This window comes from Vibrio diazotrophicus, assembly GCF_038452265.1.
Classification (GTDB): Bacteria; Pseudomonadota; Gammaproteobacteria; order Enterobacterales; family Vibrionaceae; genus Vibrio; species Vibrio diazotrophicus.
This window is the reverse complement of the sequence record NZ_CP151843.1, coordinates 98,381-118,311: the sequence shown is the minus strand read 5'-3', so window position 1 is coordinate 118,311 and position 19,931 is coordinate 98,381. Positions and strand designations below refer to the sequence as shown.

Sequence of the window (19,931 nt, the reverse complement as noted above, 5' to 3'; positions counted from 1 at the left end):
AGAGCCGCTTTCGCGGCTCTTTCTTTTACTTACCTAATTCCTATTCGACCTTCATAAGCGTTACTCGGCGCTGGAAATTCTCGGTTAAGAAGCTCTAGATCATCTGCACTTAAACGGATGTTTGCAGAATCTAAGTTCTCTTTCACTCGAGAAACCGTGCTGGATTTAGGTATGGCAATAACGCCAGGCTGATGAAGCAACCAAGCTAACGCTATTTGGGCTGGAGTGGCGTTGTGCTTGTCTGCAATCGTCTGGAGTGCAGGTTCAAACAATAAAGAGCCTTGATCTAATGGGCAGTAAGCCATCATTGACATTCCCTTCTGATCGCAAAACGGTTTGACCGCCCACTCAGGCTCTCTACACGCTAAGTTATAAAGCACTTGGTTTGTTGCACAAAGCCCTTGAGAATCAGCAGCGCAGAAGTCTTTTAAATCATCAATATCAAGATTGCTGACACCATAATCTCGGATCTTGCCCTGCTCTTTTAGTAAATAGAGCGCTTCCAGTGTCTCTTCAAAAGGTACTGAACCCATCCAGTGAAGCAGATACATATCTAAATAATCGGTATTCAGACGACGTAAACTTCTCTCGCACGCCGTTATCACCCCTTTGCGTGAAGCATTATGAGGATAAAACTTACTTACGATATAAAGCTGGTCTCGGAAGCCTTTCATTGCTTCACCCGCAATACTCTCAGCTTCGCCTTCACCATACATTTCTGCGCAATCTAGCAAGCGCGCGCCATATTCAATACCAAAGCGCAACGCTTCTACTTCCTGCTTACGTGTTCTCTGGTTCTCACCCATATACCAAGTACCCAAGCCTAAGCGAGGCATAGGATTGTTACTTGGCAAAATAAAATCTTTCATTGTCATTCTCTTAAACCAATAAGTGCGATAACTGCAAGTATTACCCCAAAGCAGATATCTCGACAGAATCCTGGTTAAACAAAAAACACGCTGACAGCATGAGTGCGACGAAGCACATTGTGCAGCTATTAATCACCAAAACAAGTATATACAGAACCCATGTCGTACCAAAACAGACTAAGGCTATTCCTCGACGTTCCATCAGTTCATCCAATACAGAGTTAACCCACCAAATAGATACCGTTTCTTACTCAAACTTTAAGAACTATGGTTTTCTGTCTGAGATAGGCGCTTAGATTCGATTAAACTGTTTGGGCCAAATGTTAGTATCATGTAAATGTTATTGACTGACGTTTATAGTTTTCTTTGCAAAAAAACGGCTCCAAAATCTATTTGCATAGGTCTTTAGAGCCGTTTTAAGATTAGTTAAAAATTAACGATCGAACATCATTTCAGCGATTAATCACGCACTAAACAAGGGCGTTTAGGGTCAAATTTCCAATCTTTAATGAGATATTGCATACCGATAGAGTCATCACGCGCACCTAGACAGTTGTCCATGTAAAGCTTGTGTGCTTCTTCCACTTTCTCCATATCCAGTTCAACACCTAGACCTGGTTTATTTGGAACTAGAACTTTACCGTCAACAATTTGGAAAGGCTCTTTAGTTAGACGTTGATTGCCTTCTTGCCAAATCCAGTGAGTATCAATTGCAGTGATATTGCCAGGAGCCGCTGCCGCTACGTGAGTAAACATCGCAAGCGAAATATCAAAGTGGTTGTTTGAGTGTGAACCCCAAGTGTAACCAAACTCATGACACATTTGAGCAACGCGAACTGAACCTTCCATTGTCCAGAAATGAGGGTCAGCCAGTGGGATATCTACAGATTGCAGGCTTAGCGAGTGCCCCATTTGACGCCAATCTGTTGCAACCATGTTGGTTGCTGTTGGTAGACCAGTGCGACGTTTGAATTCCGCCAACACTTCGCGACCAGACATACCATTTTCTTCACCACATGGGTCTTCAGCGTAAGCTAACGTGTCTTTAAGCTCTAGACCAATACGAATAGCTTCATCTAGAGACCATGCACCGTTCGGGTCAAGAGTTACACGCGCTTCAGGGAATGCGGCTTTGATTGCTTTTACTGCTAATGCTTCTTCATCCGCAGACAGAACGCCACCTTTCAGTTTGAAATCGTGGAAACCGTATTTCGCATGAGAAGCTTTTGCTAGGTTAGCAACCGTTTCTGGAGTCATCGCTTTTTGGTGACGAACACGGTACCACTCACACTCGTCTTCATCTTGGTTTTGGTATGGCAGATCTGTTACGTCTTTATCACCGATAAAGAACAGGTAGCCAAGCATTTCAACAAAATCGCGTTGCTGACCATCACCTAATAGTGATGCCACGTTAACACCTAGGTGCTTACCAAGAAGATCCAACAATGCAGCTTCGATTGCAGTAACCACGTGAATGGTAGTACGTAGGTCAAACGTTTGTTTACCACGACCACCAGAGTCACGGTCATTAAACTCTTTTGATACTGCGGCCTTAATGTTTTTGTATTCAGCGATACCTTTACCAACAATCAGTGGAATTGCATCTTCCAAAGTTTGACGAATTTTTTCACCTCCCGGTACTTCACCCACACCTTGGTTACCCGACTCATCAGTAATGATAATGATGTTACGAGTGAAGAAAGGCGCGTGCGCACCGCTCAGGTTTAGCAACATACTGTCGCGACCAGCAACAGGAATAACTTTAACTTCGGTAACTTTTGGAGATGTCATGTCTTATACCTTTAGGGTTCGAGCTCATTAATGAGCGATGACTCGGGTCGCCGTGGCAACCTACCTGTAATTATTAGCTAACAAGCGCGTGTTTCATCTTGTTTCAGATTACTTGTTTAGGTTTCGCACTTCTTTATTTAAGAAATGCATTCAGTAAAAACTTATCTGTTCATTTTTGCCTTAAATGTTAGCGCAAACATTTATAACTTTTTACCAAAGCAGAAACTACGTTATCCGATTAAATTTGCCCCAACGATCACAATTAGTATCTTCTAAATCTAACGAATTGTTACTCACATCTAATTTTGGAACTTACAACTCCTGCATTTTGTTTATCGCTAACATTTTTGATGATAATCATAGAATCCCTACGTTGGTCTTAGAATAACTGTGATAAAATCCCCGCCAACTTGCTTAGAACGATAGATAAAGATGGGCTTCTTCTATCACCACTGGCTAACAGGAATGAATCTTTGAAAGCGAACAAATCCAAATCCCCTACGTTAGAAGATGTCGCTCGCGTTGCAGGTCTATCGGCAATGACGGTTAGCCGAGCTTTAAACAACCCATCGGTAGTTAAAGAAGCAACGCTTAACAAGGTGAAATCTGCGGTCGAAAGTACTGGTTATATTCCTAACAAAGCGGCAGGAGCTTTGGCTTCGAGTAAAAGTGGGTTGATCGGTGTTGTTGTACCGCAAATTAACAACAGCATGTTCGTTGAAACCGTCGAAGCACTTCGGGGATGTTTAGCACAGCGCGGCTACCACGTTTTGCTTAGTGTTTCTGATTACAGTTCAGAAAACGAAGTCGACATTATTTCATCGTTGATGTCACACCGCCCTGATGGCATCGTCTTGACTGGTGTACATCACGATAACCGATTGAAAAAAATCATCCTGAATTCATCTGTTCCGGTAGTAGAAATTTGGGATTCAACTCCAACGCCTATCGACATGCTAGTGGGTTTATCACATGACAAAATTGGGGAGGCTGTTGGCTACGAAATCACGAAGAAAAAACCAAAGCATGTAGGTCTTATTTGGGCTGAAGATTCGCGCGCCCAGAAACGACTTCAGGAAATCATCAAAGTATTGAAGCAAAAAAATATTAAACATACGGTAACTCAGGTTCCTAGCCCCGCTAAAATTCAGTCAGGACGTACAGGAATGCAAGTACTGTTAGCCACTGAACATGACTTTGATGTTATCGCGTGTTCTTCTGACACTCTTGCACAAGGCTGTATCGCTGAAGCTCACAAGCAGAACATGAAGGTACCTGACGATTTTTCGGTCATTGGATTCGGTGATTTAGATGTAGCTGAATACAACGTTCCATCAATCACTACCGTCAACATTGACCGCATTGGGATGGGTCAACGTGCTGCAAACATGCTCGCCGACAGAATCGAAGGTAAATTACCTGAAAACCCGATTGTGAATTTGGAGTTTACCTTTAAGCACAGAGAGTCGTTTTAAAAGTTGTTTGTTATGAGTAAATTATGACTTAAGGCTAGATTCTTTTGACACTTTCTCTAAGTTGCTACCAATTACGACGTAATGTCCAAAACTCATTGTAACTTGGGGGAAATAAAGCTTACCAACTGACATTTTTTCTTTTTCTGACATCAAAATTGAACTCAAATACCAGTTTTTCATAACTCTTTCTATACGACTACTAGTCTTAAAGAATACTTGTTCTTAACGACTTGGGGGCATAAGCGAGTCAGAAACTTCTCGCTAACGTCATTGAATCAAAAGACTTTGAAGCGAAAGTATATTATGAGTTATACATTTTGTACTATTTCAAGGTATGGTTGGATAATCTCAAGACTTGGTTGCATTAAAAGTACTAGCAAAAGGAATCGCCGATGAGTAATGGCAAGAGAGAAAGTACCCTTCGTTTTTTAGCAGAACCTGGCGATGTGAACTTTGGCGGTAAAGTTCATGGTGGCGCAGTAATGAAATGGATCGACTTAGCAGCATACGCTTGTTCTGCTGCTTGGAGCGGCAAATACTGTATTACAGCTTATGCTGGCGGTATTCGCTTTGTTGCTCCTATTCATGTTGGAAATATCGTAGAAGTGAGTGCGAAGGTTATCTACACAGGAAAAACCTCTATGCACATTGCCATTGACGTACAAGCCAGCGACCCAAAAGAGCTCAAAAACCGATTAACCACCCATTGCATTGTTATCATGGTTGCTGTTGACGAAAATGGTAAGCCAACGGCAGTTCCTGAGTGGGTACCTGAAACCCCTGAAGATATCGCTCTTCGTAACTCGGCAATTAGGCTGATGAACATGCGAACAGAAATCGGTGAAGAGATGGAAGCGCATGTGAAATACCTTAAAGCTGACGGATAAAAAAACACCCGACTGAAGTCGGGTGTTTTGCTTATGTACCTAGCCAAACTTGCGCTGTAATTATTATTGCTTATGTTATTCCGCTAGCTCTTGCGCTGTTTTTATGTAGATATCACGCAGTTTTAGAGCTATTTCTCCCGGTTTGCCACTGCCAACAGGCTTGTCATCAATTGCGACCACAGGCCAGACAAACGTTGTTGCAGAGCTGATAAACGCCTCTTTCGCCTGATACGCTTCATCGATTGTGAATAGACGCTCTTCAATAGTTAGCTTGAGCTCTTGAGCTAGCTTCATCAAAGACGCGCGAGTAATTCCATGCAAGATGTCATTACTCAAAGGACGTGTTACCAGAACATTTTCCTGAGTCACGATATAAGCGTTACTTGAACCACCTTCAGTCACAAAGCCGTCTTCGATTAACCAGACATCTTCAGCACCAGCAGCATGAGCCGCTTGTTTTGCCAAACAGGCTGGCAATAGGCTGGTTGTTTTGATATCACGACGCCGCCAACGGATATCATCAAACGAGATCACTTTAATACCAGTTTGGATCTTAGGACTGTTGATCAGACTTCTGGACTGAGTAAACAACACTAAGGTTGGTTCGATATCATCACTGTAGGAAAAGTCGCGGTCACCTTCATCGCCACGCGTCAGTTGCAGATAAATGCCACCTTCAACCAAAGCGTTTCTTTTTATCAGCTCTCGCTGAATTTCCATCAGTTGTTCGCCCGTCACTGGCAGCTTGATGTCGAGCTCTTTTGCAGAACGTTCTAAACGCGCAAGATGCCCTTGATGATCGATGAGCTTGCCGCCCAGAACCGCGGTGACTTCGTAAACGGCATCAGCAAACAGAAAACCACGATCAAAGACCGAAACTTTCGCTTCACTTTCCGCAACGAATTCGCCATTTAGATATACGATTCGTTCCATTTTCTCTCCCTACCCCCACAGCTTTTGTTTAAAGGGCAACATAGAATTGTTTTCAAATTCAAATCCGTTTTCGATATCTGCGCTAAGCAATAGCGGGCCATCGAGATCAACCACTTCAGCACCTTGAGCCACGACAAAAGCGGGAGCCATGCTTAATGAAGACGAAACCATGCAACCAACCATGACTCGTAATCCCAATGACTGCGCTTGATCTTTTAGCTTTAGTGCTTCGGTTAAACCGCCGGTTTTATCGAGCTTAATATTGACCATGTCATACAAACCAACGACTTTCTGCAAACTATTTCTGTCGTGACAAGATTCATCGGCACAAATAGGAATTGGGCGCTCTAGCGAGGCCAAAACAGAGTCTTCATCGGCGTGGAATGGCTGCTCTATCATCGCCACATCCAGCTTTATCAATTCAGGAATAAGCTGTTTGTAGGCTTCTGCCGTCCACGCTTCATTCGCATCAAGAATAATTTTTGCATTGGGTGCGCCACGGCGAACCGCTTGCACACGTGCTAAATCTTCTGGACCACCCAGTTTGAGTTTGAGCAGCGGTCGGTCAGCATTTTCAATCGCCGTTTTCTCCATATTCTCAGGAGTATCTAACGACAGAGTGTAGGCTGTGGTGAGTGACTCGGCGGCTAAACCAACCTTCGTCCATATCGATTGCTTGTCTTGCTTGCATTCAAGATCCCACATCGCGCAATCCACCGCATTTCTCGCCGCACCGGCAGGAAGAAGTGGTTGTAACTGCTCACGCGAGATCCCCCTTTCAATGTCTGCAATAACTTCAGTGATTTGCTGAAATACACTTGCGATGGATTCACCATAGCGAGCATAAGGAACGCATTCCCCTCGCCCTGTCAGACCTTGGTGTTCAATCTCAACAATGATAGTTTCAGCTTGAGTTTTACTCCCCCGAGAGATAGTAAAACTGCCACGAATTGGCCAACTTTGTGTGTAGAGTTTTACCTTCATTACAGCTCCAGAAGCTTATCGACAATACGGGCAACACCTTGGCGGAACGGGTCGACAACAGGTAAACCAATTTCTGATTCCACCTTATCCATATACGCCACTGCATCACTTTCGCTCAAACCTGATGTATTTATGGATACACCTACGAACTTAGCCGCTGGGTTAGTTAAACGAGCTGTGGCAATATTCGCTTCCATACACACTTTAAGGTCTGGTAACTGATAGTCAGGCAATCCACGCATATGTGTGCGAGTTGGTTCATGACAAAGTACCAGAGCGTCAGCTTGTGAACCATGAATTAGACCCGTTGTAACCCCCGCAAATGAAGCATGGAATAACGAGCCCTGACCTTCAATAACGTCCCAGTGTTGTGGATCGTTTTCTGGTGTAATGGTTTCAATTGCTCCAGCAATAAAGTCTGCAACGACACAGTCTGCACTGACACCAGCTCCGGTAATCAGAATACCCGTTTGACCAGTAGCGCGAAAATCAGCGTCAACACCACGCTCTTTCATCTCTTTTTCTATTGCAAGTGAGGTGTACATTTTGCCAACAGAGCAGTCTGTTCCTACTGTCAGAACACGTTTTCCTGGGCGCTTTTTACCATTCGCAACAGGATAAGACTGTGTTGGGTAACGAACATCATAAAGTGCACAACCGTTCTTTTTCGCACACTCAACAAGCTCAGGAATGTCTGCCAATTTGTTATGCAGTCCGGCTGCGATATCCATCCCAGCTTCAAGCGCTTCTATAAGAACTGAAATCCACTCTTTAGAGATCACTCCGCCACGATTAGCAACACCGATAACGAGTGTTTGTGCGCCTGCTGCTTTCGCTTGCGCCACCGTTAAGTCTTGCAGACCAACGTCAGCATTACACGCTTCAAGACGTAGTTGTCCTACACAGTACTCAGGGCGCCAAGTTTTAATACCCTGCGCAACTTTAGCTGCCAGAGAATCTGCAGCATCACCCAAAAATAATAGATACGGTTGCTTAAGTTCCATCTTTTTTCACTCCATTTTGGTCATCTAGACCAGACACTAATTTCGACTTCTTTTACAACCTACAGTTTAAAATCCTCATCAACAATAGGGTCAACTGTTCACTTATATTCAAAATAATTTATTAAATTAAAATTTTATGCACCATAAATTCACAATAAGCGTAAATAGTGAATTTTAATTCAATAAAAGAAGTTTTTAGAAAATATCGGAAGTTAAAGAAAATTAAGCAATATATGAAAGCATCCATGCACCTAATCGAAAGATTGTCTTACAGACCAATCAAATAGTTGTTATATCTAAAATTCAGCCAAAATACCCCATTGGTATTTAACTCCAAATATAACAATATTTTTAGATTTTCATGTTTTGTGATCCAGAGCAAAAATAAACAATTTTGTATACAATCTAGCCATAAATTTGAAGTGTAAGAACATTGCACTTTCTTATGGAAATCGAATAAAAAATCGATAAGTCACCTATTTCCAACCGCTACAGACCGTCATTAGTTAATAAGAATGAGTATTTAGGTTAAATTCTTTTGCAAAAAATAGTGATCGACAATACTTTTTTATTACAAAAACAATAATTTTATTAAACTAATAATACTTAAATATACAGAATAATATTCTTACCGATCATCTAATAGACTACTTTGCTAGAAATAAAAAACAGCCAGTGGTTTTATCCATACACAAAACTCCAAAATAGGCGTAATAACTGAAATGCATGCAGACCTTGGCATGGTCTGTTTATTATTCAATAAATGTATAAAATCTTTTGCTGCGAGCGATGGCTCGCTGTTGGAGAAACAGACATTACTCAGTATGATAGCTACTCTTTAGTAAGCCCCCCATTTCTGAGCTGCAATGGAAACAAGGTAATAATTAGGACGGATTCAATGATCACAGCAGAAGCTCTTATCAATCTAAAAGCGCTTAGTGATAACTACGATTTGCTAAAAAAGAAATGTGGAAACAAGCCTGTTGTAGCGGTTATTAAAGGTGACGCTTACGGCCACAACGCAGTAAAAACAGCACAGGCGCTGGCTCAGGCGGATGTATTTGCCGTTTCTCGTATTGAGGAAGCACAAGAATTAAGAAATGCAGGCATTCAACAACCTATTCTGCTGCTTGAAGGGTGCTTTTGTAAGAACGATTTGGAAATAGCTTCACGTGAAGGCTTTCAAACCGCTATTCATTGCCTAGAACAGCTGGACGATCTGAAAAATGCTACGTTAGCGAAACCAATGATGATATGGCTTAAGCTGGATACCGGTATGCACCGTCTGGGTGTTCAACCGTGCGAACTGAATGATTATGTTGAGCAGATTGAAGCCACAGGTAAGCTATCTGGTCCAGTTGGCTTCATGAGTCACTTTAGCTGTGCCGATGATCTTTCTTCTGCCTCTACACAAAAGCAAATCGATCTTTTTCTGTCGCAAACCTCTCACTTCCCGGGTCCTAAAACCTTGGCAAACTCAGCAGGTATTATGTATTGGTCTGATTCTCATCTCGATTACATGCGTGCAGGCATTGCTCTGTATGGCATCAGCCCGAATGAAGATGAGACAGGTAAAGAACATGGTCTGCATTGCGGTATGACTTTAACCTCAAAACTTATCGCGGTTCGCAAACACAAAGCCAACCAGCCTGTTGGTTATGGTGAGACTTGGACGTCACATCGTGATACCTACATTGGCGTGGTTGCTATGGGTTATGGTGATGGATACCCGCGAACAGCGCCAGAAGGTACACCTGTTTATATTAATGGTCGCATCGTTCCAATTTCAGGCCGAGTATCTATGGATATGATTACCATTGATTTAGGTCCTGACTCACAAGATAAAGTGGGTGACTGTGTCGAATTCTGGGGTGAGAATTTACCGATTGAGCAGGTATCAAAGCACATTGGAACGATTCCGTATGAACTCGTCATCAAACTGACTAAACGAGTGCATAAAACCTACATCGAAAAGTAGTGTATTGAGTTAAAAGAGCGTGATTATGATTACGCTCTTTTTATTTGCACCAATCGTTTAAATTCAAAATTAAATTCAAAATTAAATTCAGTGCTTTAAGATGTTTGTCATACCTGAGTTTTTGTCATAGAAGTTTCATTTTTCTCTGATTTAATATGCTAGAAAATTGAATAGCCTCCCTAGAGAACAAAAACATGGCCTTGCCCATCAGTGATATTACTTTAAGTGAAAACACCCTCTCCGATTTAAAATCTGTTGAATATCATTGGATTCGGACTATGTATGTAGAAGGCTATCAACCTTCTGAAATCAATCACTATATTCGTACTTGCTTTGGCGGTGATGACACATTCGCTGATCTATTCCGCAAAGTCGCTCTGCAACAAGAAAGCCTGTATGTGCTGTTACAGTACATTGGTTGCGCACCATCCAGTAAAGAATTCTAGCCGTTCCAACCTAAGTGTCACATCTTTTTAGCCACACGGGCTCGTGTGGCCGATAATTTGCCATTCCATTAGACTTAACGCGTCATTAAGGCTCTAAAAATTTCAGTGGAACGGTTGTAGCAGATAAAACAAAAAGGGAGAGCCTCTACAGACTCTCCCTTTTATTTATCAATATGAAATGGTTACTTAGGCTGCTTACTCAATACCGCGTCAATGTCTGCTGCGCTGTGGCGCTCTGCGACTTGTTCCCACTCTTCACCAAAAGTGCGGTTTACAATTCGGCCACGTTGAACCGCAGGACGTTCTAACATCATTTTAGCCCAACGCTGAACATGCTTATAAGACTCAACATCTAAAAACTCTCCAGCATTGTATGCTTTACCTAGTGCTAGGTTACCGTACCAAGGCCAGATCGCGATGTCAGCAATACTGATTTCTTCACCAGCAATAAAGGTATGTTTTGCCAGTTGCTTATCGAGCACATCAAGCTGACGTTTCGCTTCCATTGCAAAGCGGTTAATCGGGTATTCAAATTTCTCTGGCGCATACGCATAGAAGTGACCAAAACCACCACCAAGATAAGGTGCTGAGCCTTGAAGCCAGAACAACCAATTCATTACTTCTGCACGTGCCGCTCCTTCTTTAGGTAGGAAATGGCCGAACTTCTCAGCAAGATAGAACAGAATATTACCGGATTCGAACACGTTGACAGGTTCATTACCTGAGCGATCAACCATTGCAGGAATTTTTGAGTTCGGGTTTACCGCAACAAAGCCGGAACTGAACTGGTCACTTTCACCAATTCGAATCAAAAATGCATCGTACTCAGCTTCTTTCACACCCAGAGCAAGTAGCTCCTCAAGCATGATGGTCACCTTCTGGCCATTTGGCGTACCCATTGAGTAAAGCTGAATTGGGTGAGAGCCCACTGGAAGTTCTCTTTCAAAACGAGCACCTGAATCCGGTCGGTTGATACTCGCCCATTGACCACCATTTTCGCTGTCCATTGTCCAGACTCTTGGTGGGATATATTCACTTGCCATGGTTGATCCTTCTCTTGGTTTACGTATTCGATTTACGACTTCTTAAGATATAGGGGCAAATTATTGCAGATAAAGTCTTTTATGAATTTTTAGTTATAACAATAAATTATTGCAAGGGAGAAGAAATTATATAGGCAGGGAGAAACAATCAAAGCGGAGGTTTGACTTCCCGCAGCAACAGGCGTTGCTACGGGAATCTGGGCAATTAGAACGCAGGTTCAATAGTGCCATTGAAGGTTTGTTGCATGAAGTCTCGAATCGCTTGTGACTGGTAGATTTCTACGAATTTTTTGTACGCTTCGTTATCTTTGTCTTTCTCACGGCTTGCAATCACCATCACCGCTAGAGGTGCTTGCTTCGATTCTAGGTAGATACCCTGTTTCTTAGGATCAAGACCCGCAGACATTACGTAGTTCATAGTGATAGCCGCTGCATCAACATCGTCCAAAGTACGTGGCAATTGTGCCGCATCCACTTCCAAGAACTCGAAGTTTTTCGAGTTTTCAACGATATCGTTTAGCGTCGCTTTAAAGCCAGCATCCGCTTTCAAGGTAATCAAACCAGCGTCAGCAAACAGCAGTAAGCCACGACCACCGTTGGTTGGATCATTTGGAATGGCAATACGCGCATTCTCTGGCAACTCTTCTAACGATTTGTATTTATTCGAATAAATACCCATACGCATCAGGATAGATTCGCCAATAGAGACAAGGTGAGAACCTTGACTATTGTTGTAGTTGTTTAGGAAAGGAAGATGCTGATAGCTGTTCAAATCAATGCTGCCATCTTCCAACGCCGCGTTTGGCGTAATGTAGTCAGAAAACTCGACTACTTTTACTTTTAAACCCTGCTTAGCTGCCTCTTTTGCAACCGCTTCCACTACCTGCGCGTGAGGACCAACTGTTGCGCCAACAGAGATTTCATCACTCTCTTTCTGACCACAAGCTGCTAAGCCGAAAACCAACGATGCCACTAAGCCCAACTGAGAGAGTTTTTTATATCCGTTCATTTTATTTATTCCTTACCTAAACATAGAGACGTATAGCCGTCTAAACAGCTATATTATCGATGACTAAGTAATATGCAACTAATAATTTGCTATAAGTTAGTTCCCGCAGTCCTTTTCTTAAGCGCAACAAATAGCGATTGAACTCACATTTCGTTTTCACTAAATTAGCCAAAGTAGCAGGAAGTCAAAAAAAGGAATTTATGAAAACGTTACTGATAATTAATGTTGGTCAGGCTCCTGAACAACAACTCAAGAAATACGGTGATTTTGAACACTGGGCACAAAGAGCCATCAGTGAGGTCAATATCCCTGTGACTTTCCTAGATGGTACTCGCAAGGCTTTACCTGATTATGATTCTTTGGCTGGTGTCATCATCATGGGTTCACTTTCTATGGTGACGGAAAAGACCGACTGGATGCTGAAATTATCAGACGACATCGTTGCCCTCACTGAAAAGAGAATTCCTCTTCTTGGCATTTGCTTTGGTCACCAATTAATCGCCCAAGCTCTTGGTGGTGCTGTGGGTTATAACCCGAAAGGTCTGGAAATTGGCACGGTAGAGTTGGAGCGTTTACCGAGCGCAAGTAATGATCCATTGTTTGAGTCACTCCCAGCAAACTTTGCAGCTCAAACGGTACATTTCCAATCGGTGCAGCAGCTTCCACCGAACGCTGTTTGTCTAGCCAGAAGCGATTTGGATGAACACCATGCCTTCCGAGCTGGCAGTTGCACTTGGGGCGTGCAATTCCATCCGGAGTTTACCAGCGACATCATGCGAGATTCTGTTGAAGGTTTGAAAGAAGCGATTGCCGATAGCTACACAAGCAAGCTCGAACAGGTTGCTGAAACAGAGCAGGCGAAACAAATTCTGGTTAGATTCGCCAGTATGTGTAAATCACGTATTGATCACCCTTAGACTTTAAAAACATGAGCTAAAATATCAACAGTTGAGCCACTTTTGTTATGAATGTGAGTGGTTCAGCCTATGATTAGGCCTATTGGAAAGGGTTGGAACTACGTGAAAGTAGAACATATGGATAGACAGTGTTATGAATGCGAAGAATACGCTGCGGTAATTTCAGCTCTGCCTGATTTGGTTTTTGTTCTCACTGAATCTGGTCGCTATGCCGCGATATTTGGTGGTGAAAACTCCGATCTTTACCATGACGGATCATCTTTAAAGGGACTAACCCTCGACAATGTCCTTCCACCAGAAAAGGCCACTTGGTTTAAAGATAGAATTAAAGAAACGCTCGATTGCGATTGCATTAAAGTTTTTGAATATTCCTTGTCTGCTGATGATGTAGATACGGTCGATGAAGCAACGGGCCCGATTGGGGAACTGCGTTTTGAAGGACGTGTCAGCCCTCTAAAATCATTACGCTATGGCGAAAGAGCGGTGGTGTGGGTTGCTCGTAACATTACCGCTCGATACCATATTCAGCAGCAATTGCTCTATCAATCTGAAGTGGATGATTTATCCAAAACACTCAATCGAAGAAAACTGTTTGAAACGCTTAACGATGCGTTTTATGCGTTCAAGCGTTACCATGAAAACTACTGCTTCCTAGTCGTCGATATCGATAATTTCAAACGGATTAATGACTCCTACGGGCACAGCCTAGGCGATGAAGCGATCCGCAAAGTCGCAGAGATATGCAAACTCAAAGTGCGTAAAACTGACGCCATTGGTCGGCTCGGTGGCGATGAGTTTGGCATTATTCTTAAGCATACTGATGAGATTTCTCCCGTCGCGTTTGCAGAGAGACTGGTAGATGCGGTATCCAACACACTGTTACACGAAGAGCTTTCCGATACGCGAGTCTCCATCAGTATAGGTTTAAGTTATTTCGCTGAAAGTGATACGGGGATGGAAGACATATACCATCGCGCTGACCTCGCACTTTACGACGCAAAACGCCGAGGTAAAAACCGAGTCTCCACCAAAATCAATTAATTGGCTTAATCCGACTTCTGCATTTCCACCAAATACAACAAAGGCACGTCAGAGAACTGGCGTGCCTTTTATCGATTACGGTTTGTACCTTACAAGTGGTCAATTACCGCAGGAATAGCGGCCAGTACATCTTGACCAAACGCCACACTGCGCTCAGGTGACCAGCCATAAAGCTCATCAGGATGACAGTTATGATCTTTGAACGGCATCTCTAAGGTGTAAGACAAACACTTAAATTCTTCAGCAACCCAGTTTGAACCAACGGTCAGATTTGCTTTACCCGGTTCATCTTTATCGTAACCAAATTCATCCTGAAACTCAGGTGTGATAAAGGTTAATGCTTGCTTAAACAGAACTTCAAGATCAGCCATTTTCTCGTTGTAACTTGGAACACCTTCTGCACCAGCCACGAAGTTATAAGGAATGGCTTCATCACCGTGAATATCGAGGAACAGATCAACACCCGTTTCTATCATTTGCTGACGAACGTAGTAAACCTCAGGGCTTTTCTCTAATGACGGTGATTGCCATTCGCGGTTAAGGTTGATACCAATCGCGTTAGTTCTGAGGTGACCACGAACGCTGCCATCTGGGTTCATGTTTGGCACAATGTAGAACACTGCTTTCTCAAGCAGAGCATTTGCGACTGTGTCAGTGTTATCGAGCAGGCGCTGCAGCAAACCTTCCACAAACCATTCAGCCATGGTTTCACCCGGATGCTGACGTGCAGTAATCCAGATATTTTTCTTCTCACTGCTTGGCTCACCAATCGTTAGCAGGCTGATGTCACGGTTATCCAGTGTTTGACCTAGCGTTTGAAGTTTGGTTTGTGGGTGCATTTGAGCTTGATGTAACAAGTCCAAATGACGCTCATAGCTGTACGGCGCAAAATAAGCAAAATAGATCGAATCGTACTCTGGCAGAATCGAGAAACTCAGGTTATCGCCGTCGTAAGAAGCAGGCACACGGAACCACTCTTCACGATCATAAGAAGCCACCACATCGTAACCGTCCCAGCCTTCTGGATAAGCCGATTTTGCAAGGTTCATTATGCGGAACTTATGCTCTGTGTTTGCTTCACTTTCTACTCGAAAGAAAAACCATTGAGCAATTTCAGTCTCGTTATCACGTTTAATCGACAATTGAATATCTTCACGATTTTCAGCGTTGATAACTTCAATGTTGCCCGCGTCAAAATTACTAAATATTTTCATAAAGTCACTATATTGCTCTGTGTCTTGGCTGTTCGGTGTTTTGCCTAATTTATCAATATAAACCATGAGTTAAAAGAATGTTCTAAAGATTACAACTTTGTATCTGGTTGATTGTTGCTAAATCGCGCAAATAAATGGCTTATCCATTCAATAAACTCTCCTATTCTTCTTGGCTGCTGGTGTCGGGATTCGTAGAGCACCGACATTGGCATCGGCATACAGACATAATCACTCAGTACCTCAACCAACTCTCCTCTGGCGATTTGCTCCTGAACTCCCCATTTAGGTAATTGAATAATGCCCAAACCATTAAGACACGCAGACAGGTAGGCATCTGTTGTACTTACCGAGATAAGGCTCTTGGTTGACACAAAATGCGTTTTGTTATTTTTGACGTACTCAAAACCACTCTGTAGTGCACCCTGCTCAGGTGCGTAATCCACAACAAAATGCTGATCAAGCTGATTCAATTGAGTTGGCAACCCATATCTCTCAACATAACTAGGACTAACACAGTTAATCATTTCAATGTCGCCCAAATGCCGCGCAATCAAATTGCTGTCTTCCAATACTCCACCACGAATCACACAGTCGATACGCTCTTTGATTAAATCAATTCGATAGTCTGCACCGACTAATCTCAGCTGAGTTTTCGGGTGAAGTTCGAACCATTGATGAAGATTGGGAGCAACGACAGTAGAAAAGAAACGGCTTGGCATATCCACTTTTATCACACCGCTCAGTTCATTACTTTCACGTTGAAACTGATTGTCTAACCCTTCTAGCTCGTCAATAAGCCTCTGACTTTGAGACAAATAGCGTTCGCCAGCCTCTGTTAAAGAAACTTGCCTCGTACTTCGTCTCAATAACCTCGTCTGTAAATGCTCTTCCAAACGGCTCACCGACATAGAAATCGCTGACTTCGGCACTCCAAGTTGATTGGAAGCCTGAGTAAAGCTGCCAGTTTGAGCAACAGCAATAAAACGCTTCATCGTTTCTATCTTATCCATCAGCCTTGTTTACCTATTGGTTATTGTTCACTTGATACGAACAGTGTTGTCTGATTGCCACTATTTTTCAATCCAATACGTTGGCGTAACGTATAAACGAACCCAACAACTGAGCCCAAAAGGTAAAAACATGAACAAAATTGCACTGATAACTGGTGGTAGCCGTGGTTTAGGCAAAAGCGCTGCGCTTAAATTGGCAGAGAACAAGGTCGATATCATTTTCACCTATCACAGTAACCAACAAGCAGCGCTGGATGTCGTTGCCGATATCCAACACTTGGGACAAAAAGCAGTAGCTTTACAATGCGATATACGTGATACCACATCGTTCTCTGCACTTGAACGTTCCCTTTCGAAGATCCTACAAGAGCAGTTTGCGCGTTCTGATATCGACTTTTTGCTAAACAATGCGGGTACCGGTTTGCATGCCACCATCGAAGAAACGAGTATTGAAGATCTCGAAGAGATGTTTAACACCCATGTGAAAGGACCCTTTGTTTTCACTCAAAAGATGCTTCCGCTAATCAAATCTGGCGGCCATATCGTGAATGTATCTTCTGGTTTAACGCGATTTTCTTTCCCCGGATCTGCGGCCTATGCCATGGCTAAAGGTGCTGTGGAAGTAATGACTCGCTATATGGCGAAAGAGTTTGCGACAAAAAACATTCGAGTGAACACCCTTGCTCCGGGGGCTATCGCAACCGATTTTAGAGGCGGTGCGATTCGTGACAATCAACAGGCACAAGCGATGGTGTCATCGGTTACCGCTCTCGGACGTGTCGGTGAAGCTGACGATATTGGAAAAATCATTTCATCAATGTTTAGCGAAGGTTTTGACTGGGTAACAGGGCAACGAATTGAAGCTTCAGGCGGTATGATTCTTTAATTTCTGATACGAGGGGCATAGTTTGACTGTGCCCTTTTCTCTTTTGAGAAAACAGATTCCAACTCATTCGGGTGCGATTTAAAAGTAAGCGTGGCGTAACAGATCCAAACGGTGTAAACATAACGACATAAAACTCTCATGCAACTGACACACAGCCCAACTAGCGTGATCGGCTAAGTCTTAAATAACTGGGAATAAGGCATGGAAGTCAAATATTTAAAAACCACATTACTTGCGGCAACCATTGCAGCCGCTTCATCATTTGCGCATGCAGAATCATTTCAACGTATTGCTACATTCGCGGTAGCGGACAACATTCCTGCAGGTAAAGCGAAATCATCGGTGACTTCATCAGAGATCATAACCGCATCGGAAGATGGCAATACCTTGATCTATTCTGACAGCCCGCTGGGCGGTATTGGTTTCATCGACATTAAAAACCCAAATCAGCCTTTAGCTGCGGGGTTCCTTGATTTACAAGGTGAACCAACGTCAGTAACAGCAATCGGCAAAATGGTGGTTGCGGGTGTTAATACTTCTAAAAGTTACACCGAACCTTCAGGTTATCTGGCCGCTGTTTCTATCGCGAGTCATAAGCTGATTCAAAAGTGTGATTTGGGCGGACAGCCTGATTCTGTGGCAGTATCAAAAGATGGGCGTTTTGTTGCCGTTGCGATAGAGAATGAGCGTGACGAAGAACTTAACGATGGCGAATTGCCACAAATGCCTGCGGGTTATCTTTCGATTGTTCCAATCACAAACAACAAACTTGATTGCGCGAGCATCAAGAAAGTGGATTTAACGGGCATCACCGAAATTGCACCAACCGATCCTGAGCCGGAATTTGTCGCTTTCAACGATAACAATGAAATAGCGCTGACACTTCAGGAAAACAACCACATCGCCATCATTGATGCGGAATCTGGCAAGATCATCCAGCATTTCTCGGCAGGTACAGTTGATCTCAACAATATTGATACCAAGAAAGATGGCGCACTGACTTTCAACCAATCGCTAACGAACGTACGTAGAGAACCCGATTCAGTAAAATGGCTCGACAATGACCGTTTCGTCATAGCGAACGAAGGCGACTACAAAGGCGGGGCTCGCGGCTTTACCATTTTCAACAAACAAGGCGAAGTTCTGTTTGAAAGCGGAGCGAATTTTGAATACGAAGTGGTCAAAACAGGTCATTACCCAGAAAAACGTTCAAGTAAAAAAGGCGCTGAGCCAGAAGGGATTGAAGTAGCAAAATTCGGCAACGATACGTACATTTTTGTTATGTCTGAACGAGGCTCAATTATGGGTGTCTATCGTGATACTGGAGCCGAGCCAGAACTTGTTCAAATGCTACCTTCTGGCATCGCACCTGAATCCGCCATTGCGATTCCAAAACGAGGTCTGATTGCGACTGCAAACGAAGAAGACATGGTGAAAGACAAAGGTGCCCGCTCTCATGTGATGATTTATCAATGGACGAATGCAGCACCCGTCTACCCTATGATTCAATCCACAATGGACAACAACAATCGTCCTATTGGCTGGGGAGCATTATCGGGGCTGGCGGCAGATTTAAACCAAGCAGGTACTCTCTATGCCATCAGTGACAGTTTTTACTCTGCTCAACCCGCTATATTTACTATTGATGCCACACAGTCTCCTGCGCTGATTAAAGACAAAATCATCATCACTCATGGTGGCAGAGCCGCAGAAAAACTCGACTTAGAGGGTATTGCCGTTGACCCACAAGGCGGATTCTGGCTCGCTTCTGAGGGTAACGCTGAAAAATCCGTTCCGCATCAACTGCTACACGTCACCAAACGCGGTGCAATTGACCAAACCGTTCCTTTCCCTGCTGAATTACTTCAACATCAAGAACGATTTGGTGCTGAGGGTATCGCTATTCAAGGTGATTCTTTATGGGTCGCGATTCAACGCCCTTGGAAAGATGATGAGAAAAATACCGTTAAACTGCTTTCTTACAACACCAAAACCAAACAATGGGGCGCGGTCAGATATCCTTTAGAAACTGCGCAGAAAGGTTGGATTGGTCTGTCTGAAATCACTATCTACGGAGACAACGCATACATTGTTGAGCGCGATAATCAGCTGGATAGCGATGCGAAAGTCAAACGTCTTTATAAGGTTGCACTTTCGGAATTAAAACCTGCGCCATTAGGCTCTCAGTTGCCAACAGTAAGTAAAACCTTGGTTCACGATTTCCTGCCTGAACTAAAAGCAGCGAAAGGCTATGTGGTCGATAAAATCGAAGGTTTCACTATCGATGCATCCGGTCAGGGTTATGCAGTCACCGACAATGACGGTGTAGACGACAGCAATGGTGAAACGCTGTTCTTCAAAGTAGACAAGTTCTAAGTTCACTTCAGAGTCAGAATACTACTCTCCAAGCGAGCCCTAAGCGGCTCGCTTTTTAATTCGTTCAC

At 43.3% G+C, this 19,931-nt stretch carries 17 protein-coding genes; 8 read left to right on the top strand and 9 right to left on the bottom strand.

Annotation, left to right across the window (positions count from 1 at the left end; all coding sequences use genetic code 11):
• Nucleotides 1-29: 29 nt before the first annotated feature.
• Together AAGA51_RS15885 and AAGA51_RS15880 are read right to left on the bottom strand one after the other, a co-directional pair.
• Entirely contained in the window at nucleotides 30-869 is an 840-nt protein-coding gene (locus tag AAGA51_RS15885; RefSeq protein ID WP_042481461.1) for an aldo/keto reductase, read from the bottom strand.
• Between the two features lie 459 nt (nucleotides 870-1,328).
• On the bottom strand, nucleotides 1,329-2,660 hold the full coding sequence (locus tag AAGA51_RS15880) for an enolase C-terminal domain-like protein (RefSeq protein ID WP_042481464.1): 1,332 nt from the start codon (nucleotides 2,658-2,660) through the stop codon (nucleotides 1,329-1,331).
• A gap of 473 nt (nucleotides 2,661-3,133) precedes the next feature.
• Between AAGA51_RS15880 and AAGA51_RS15875 the strand changes: the two genes are divergently transcribed.
• Together AAGA51_RS15875 and AAGA51_RS15870 are read left to right on the top strand one after the other, a co-directional pair.
• Nucleotides 3,134-4,135 carry a LacI family DNA-binding transcriptional regulator gene (locus AAGA51_RS15875; RefSeq protein ID WP_081878654.1) on the top strand — a complete coding sequence of 334 codons (1,002 nt, stop codon included), beginning with the start codon at nucleotides 3,134-3,136 and terminating at the stop codon, nucleotides 4,133-4,135.
• 392 nt (nucleotides 4,136-4,527) lie between these two features.
• Nucleotides 4,528-5,022, top strand: a complete 495-nt coding sequence (locus AAGA51_RS15870; protein WP_042481466.1) for an acyl-CoA thioesterase — start codon at nucleotides 4,528-4,530, stop codon at nucleotides 5,020-5,022.
• 75 nt (nucleotides 5,023-5,097) lie between these two features.
• On the opposite strand, the gene AAGA51_RS15865 is transcribed toward AAGA51_RS15870, so the two are convergent.
• Genes AAGA51_RS15865 through dgcN form a run of 3 tightly spaced genes read right to left on the bottom strand, consistent with a single transcriptional unit; the run spans nucleotide 5,098 to nucleotide 7,943 of the window.
• Nucleotides 5,098-5,955 (bottom strand): D-amino-acid transaminase, encoded by an 858-nt coding sequence (locus tag AAGA51_RS15865; RefSeq protein ID WP_042481470.1) that lies wholly within the window; start codon nucleotides 5,953-5,955, stop codon nucleotides 5,098-5,100.
• Nucleotides 5,956-5,964: 9 nt separating this feature from the next.
• Nucleotides 5,965-6,939 (bottom strand): N-acetyl-D-Glu racemase DgcA, encoded by a 975-nt coding sequence (gene dgcA / locus AAGA51_RS15860; RefSeq protein WP_042481472.1) that lies wholly within the window; start codon nucleotides 6,937-6,939, stop codon nucleotides 5,965-5,967.
• On the bottom strand, nucleotides 6,939-7,943 hold the full coding sequence (gene dgcN / locus AAGA51_RS15855; protein WP_042481474.1) for an N-acetyltransferase DgcN: 1,005 nt from the start codon (nucleotides 7,941-7,943) through the stop codon (nucleotides 6,939-6,941). Before dgcN ends, dgcA begins: the two co-directional genes overlap by 1 nt.
• An 898-nt stretch (nucleotides 7,944-8,841) precedes the next feature.
• Between dgcN and alr the strand changes: the two genes are divergently transcribed.
• Complete coding sequence (gene alr, locus AAGA51_RS15850; protein ID WP_042481477.1) at nucleotides 8,842-9,921, top strand: alanine racemase; 1,080 nt, start codon at nucleotides 8,842-8,844, stop codon at nucleotides 9,919-9,921.
• A 194-nt stretch (nucleotides 9,922-10,115) separates the two neighbouring features.
• Nucleotides 10,116-10,367, top strand: coding sequence for a hypothetical protein (locus AAGA51_RS15845; RefSeq protein ID WP_042481480.1), 252 nt, complete (start codon nucleotides 10,116-10,118; stop codon nucleotides 10,365-10,367).
• Nucleotides 10,368-10,549: 182 nt separating this feature from the next.
• On the opposite strand, the gene yghU is transcribed toward AAGA51_RS15845, so the two are convergent.
• Both yghU and AAGA51_RS15835 read right to left on the bottom strand, forming a co-directional pair.
• On the bottom strand, nucleotides 10,550-11,410 hold the full coding sequence (gene yghU / locus AAGA51_RS15840) for a glutathione-dependent disulfide-bond oxidoreductase (protein WP_042481482.1): 861 nt from the start codon (nucleotides 11,408-11,410) through the stop codon (nucleotides 10,550-10,552).
• Between the two features lie 205 nt (nucleotides 11,411-11,615).
• Complete coding sequence (locus AAGA51_RS15835) at nucleotides 11,616-12,419, bottom strand: MetQ/NlpA family ABC transporter substrate-binding protein (protein ID WP_042481486.1); 804 nt, start codon at nucleotides 12,417-12,419, stop codon at nucleotides 11,616-11,618.
• Between the two features lie 200 nt (nucleotides 12,420-12,619).
• Between AAGA51_RS15835 and AAGA51_RS15830 the strand changes: the two genes are divergently transcribed.
• Both AAGA51_RS15830 and AAGA51_RS15825 read left to right on the top strand, forming a co-directional pair.
• On the top strand, nucleotides 12,620-13,336 hold the full coding sequence (locus AAGA51_RS15830) for a glutamine amidotransferase (protein WP_042481489.1): 717 nt from the start codon (nucleotides 12,620-12,622) through the stop codon (nucleotides 13,334-13,336).
• Between the two features lie 117 nt (nucleotides 13,337-13,453).
• Entirely contained in the window at nucleotides 13,454-14,377 is a 924-nt protein-coding gene (locus AAGA51_RS15825) for a diguanylate cyclase (RefSeq protein ID WP_042481493.1), read from the top strand.
• A gap of 89 nt (nucleotides 14,378-14,466) precedes the next feature.
• Here the strand turns inward: AAGA51_RS15825 and AAGA51_RS15820 are convergent, their stop codons facing one another.
• Both AAGA51_RS15820 and AAGA51_RS15815 read right to left on the bottom strand, forming a co-directional pair.
• Nucleotides 14,467-15,591: a M14 family metallopeptidase gene (locus AAGA51_RS15820; RefSeq protein WP_042481627.1), complete on the bottom strand. Its 1,125-nt coding sequence runs from the start codon at nucleotides 15,589-15,591 to the stop codon at nucleotides 14,467-14,469.
• 89 nt (nucleotides 15,592-15,680) lie between these two features.
• Nucleotides 15,681-16,601, bottom strand: a complete 921-nt coding sequence (locus tag AAGA51_RS15815; RefSeq protein WP_042481495.1) for a LysR family transcriptional regulator — start codon at nucleotides 16,599-16,601, stop codon at nucleotides 15,681-15,683.
• A gap of 130 nt (nucleotides 16,602-16,731) precedes the next feature.
• Between AAGA51_RS15815 and AAGA51_RS15810 the strand changes: the two genes are divergently transcribed.
• Together AAGA51_RS15810 and AAGA51_RS15805 are read left to right on the top strand one after the other, a co-directional pair.
• Nucleotides 16,732-17,487 carry an SDR family NAD(P)-dependent oxidoreductase gene (locus AAGA51_RS15810; protein WP_042481498.1) on the top strand — a complete coding sequence of 252 codons (756 nt, stop codon included), beginning with the start codon at nucleotides 16,732-16,734 and terminating at the stop codon, nucleotides 17,485-17,487.
• Nucleotides 17,488-17,688: 201 nt separating this feature from the next.
• Nucleotides 17,689-19,863, top strand: coding sequence for an esterase-like activity of phytase family protein (locus AAGA51_RS15805; protein ID WP_042481500.1), 2,175 nt, complete (start codon nucleotides 17,689-17,691; stop codon nucleotides 19,861-19,863).
• Nucleotides 19,864-19,931 lie beyond the last annotated feature (68 nt).

What these genes read in the sequence shown, in the direction of transcription:
- AAGA51_RS15885 (WP_042481461.1), bottom strand. Translation starts at nt 869, where the DNA reads ATGAAAGATTTTATTTTGCCAAGTAACAATCCTATGCCTCGCTTAGGC.
- AAGA51_RS15880 (WP_042481464.1), bottom strand. Translation starts at nt 2,660, where the DNA reads ATGACATCTCCAAAAGTTACCGAAGTTAAAGTTATTCCTGTTGCTGGT.
- AAGA51_RS15870 (WP_042481466.1), top strand. Translation starts at nt 4,528, where the DNA reads ATGAGTAATGGCAAGAGAGAAAGTACCCTTCGTTTTTTAGCAGAACCT.
- AAGA51_RS15865 (WP_042481470.1), bottom strand. Translation starts at nt 5,955, where the DNA reads ATGGAACGAATCGTATATCTAAATGGCGAATTCGTTGCGGAAAGTGAA.
- dgcA (WP_042481472.1), bottom strand. Translation starts at nt 6,939, where the DNA reads ATGAAGGTAAAACTCTACACACAAAGTTGGCCAATTCGTGGCAGTTTT.
- dgcN (WP_042481474.1), bottom strand. Translation starts at nt 7,943, where the DNA reads ATGGAACTTAAGCAACCGTATCTATTATTTTTGGGTGATGCTGCAGAT.
- alr (WP_042481477.1), top strand. Translation starts at nt 8,842, where the DNA reads ATGATCACAGCAGAAGCTCTTATCAATCTAAAAGCGCTTAGTGATAAC.
- AAGA51_RS15845 (WP_042481480.1), top strand. Translation starts at nt 10,116, where the DNA reads ATGGCCTTGCCCATCAGTGATATTACTTTAAGTGAAAACACCCTCTCC.
- yghU (WP_042481482.1), bottom strand. Translation starts at nt 11,410, where the DNA reads ATGGCAAGTGAATATATCCCACCAAGAGTCTGGACAATGGACAGCGAA.
- AAGA51_RS15835 (WP_042481486.1), bottom strand. Translation starts at nt 12,419, where the DNA reads ATGAACGGATATAAAAAACTCTCTCAGTTGGGCTTAGTGGCATCGTTG.
- AAGA51_RS15830 (WP_042481489.1), top strand. Translation starts at nt 12,620, where the DNA reads ATGAAAACGTTACTGATAATTAATGTTGGTCAGGCTCCTGAACAACAA.
- AAGA51_RS15825 (WP_042481493.1), top strand. Translation starts at nt 13,454, where the DNA reads ATGGATAGACAGTGTTATGAATGCGAAGAATACGCTGCGGTAATTTCA.
- AAGA51_RS15820 (WP_042481627.1), bottom strand. Translation starts at nt 15,591, where the DNA reads ATGAAAATATTTAGTAATTTTGACGCGGGCAACATTGAAGTTATCAAC.
- AAGA51_RS15815 (WP_042481495.1), bottom strand. Translation starts at nt 16,601, where the DNA reads ATGGATAAGATAGAAACGATGAAGCGTTTTATTGCTGTTGCTCAAACT.
- AAGA51_RS15810 (WP_042481498.1), top strand. Translation starts at nt 16,732, where the DNA reads ATGAACAAAATTGCACTGATAACTGGTGGTAGCCGTGGTTTAGGCAAA.
- AAGA51_RS15805 (WP_042481500.1), top strand. Translation starts at nt 17,689, where the DNA reads ATGGAAGTCAAATATTTAAAAACCACATTACTTGCGGCAACCATTGCA.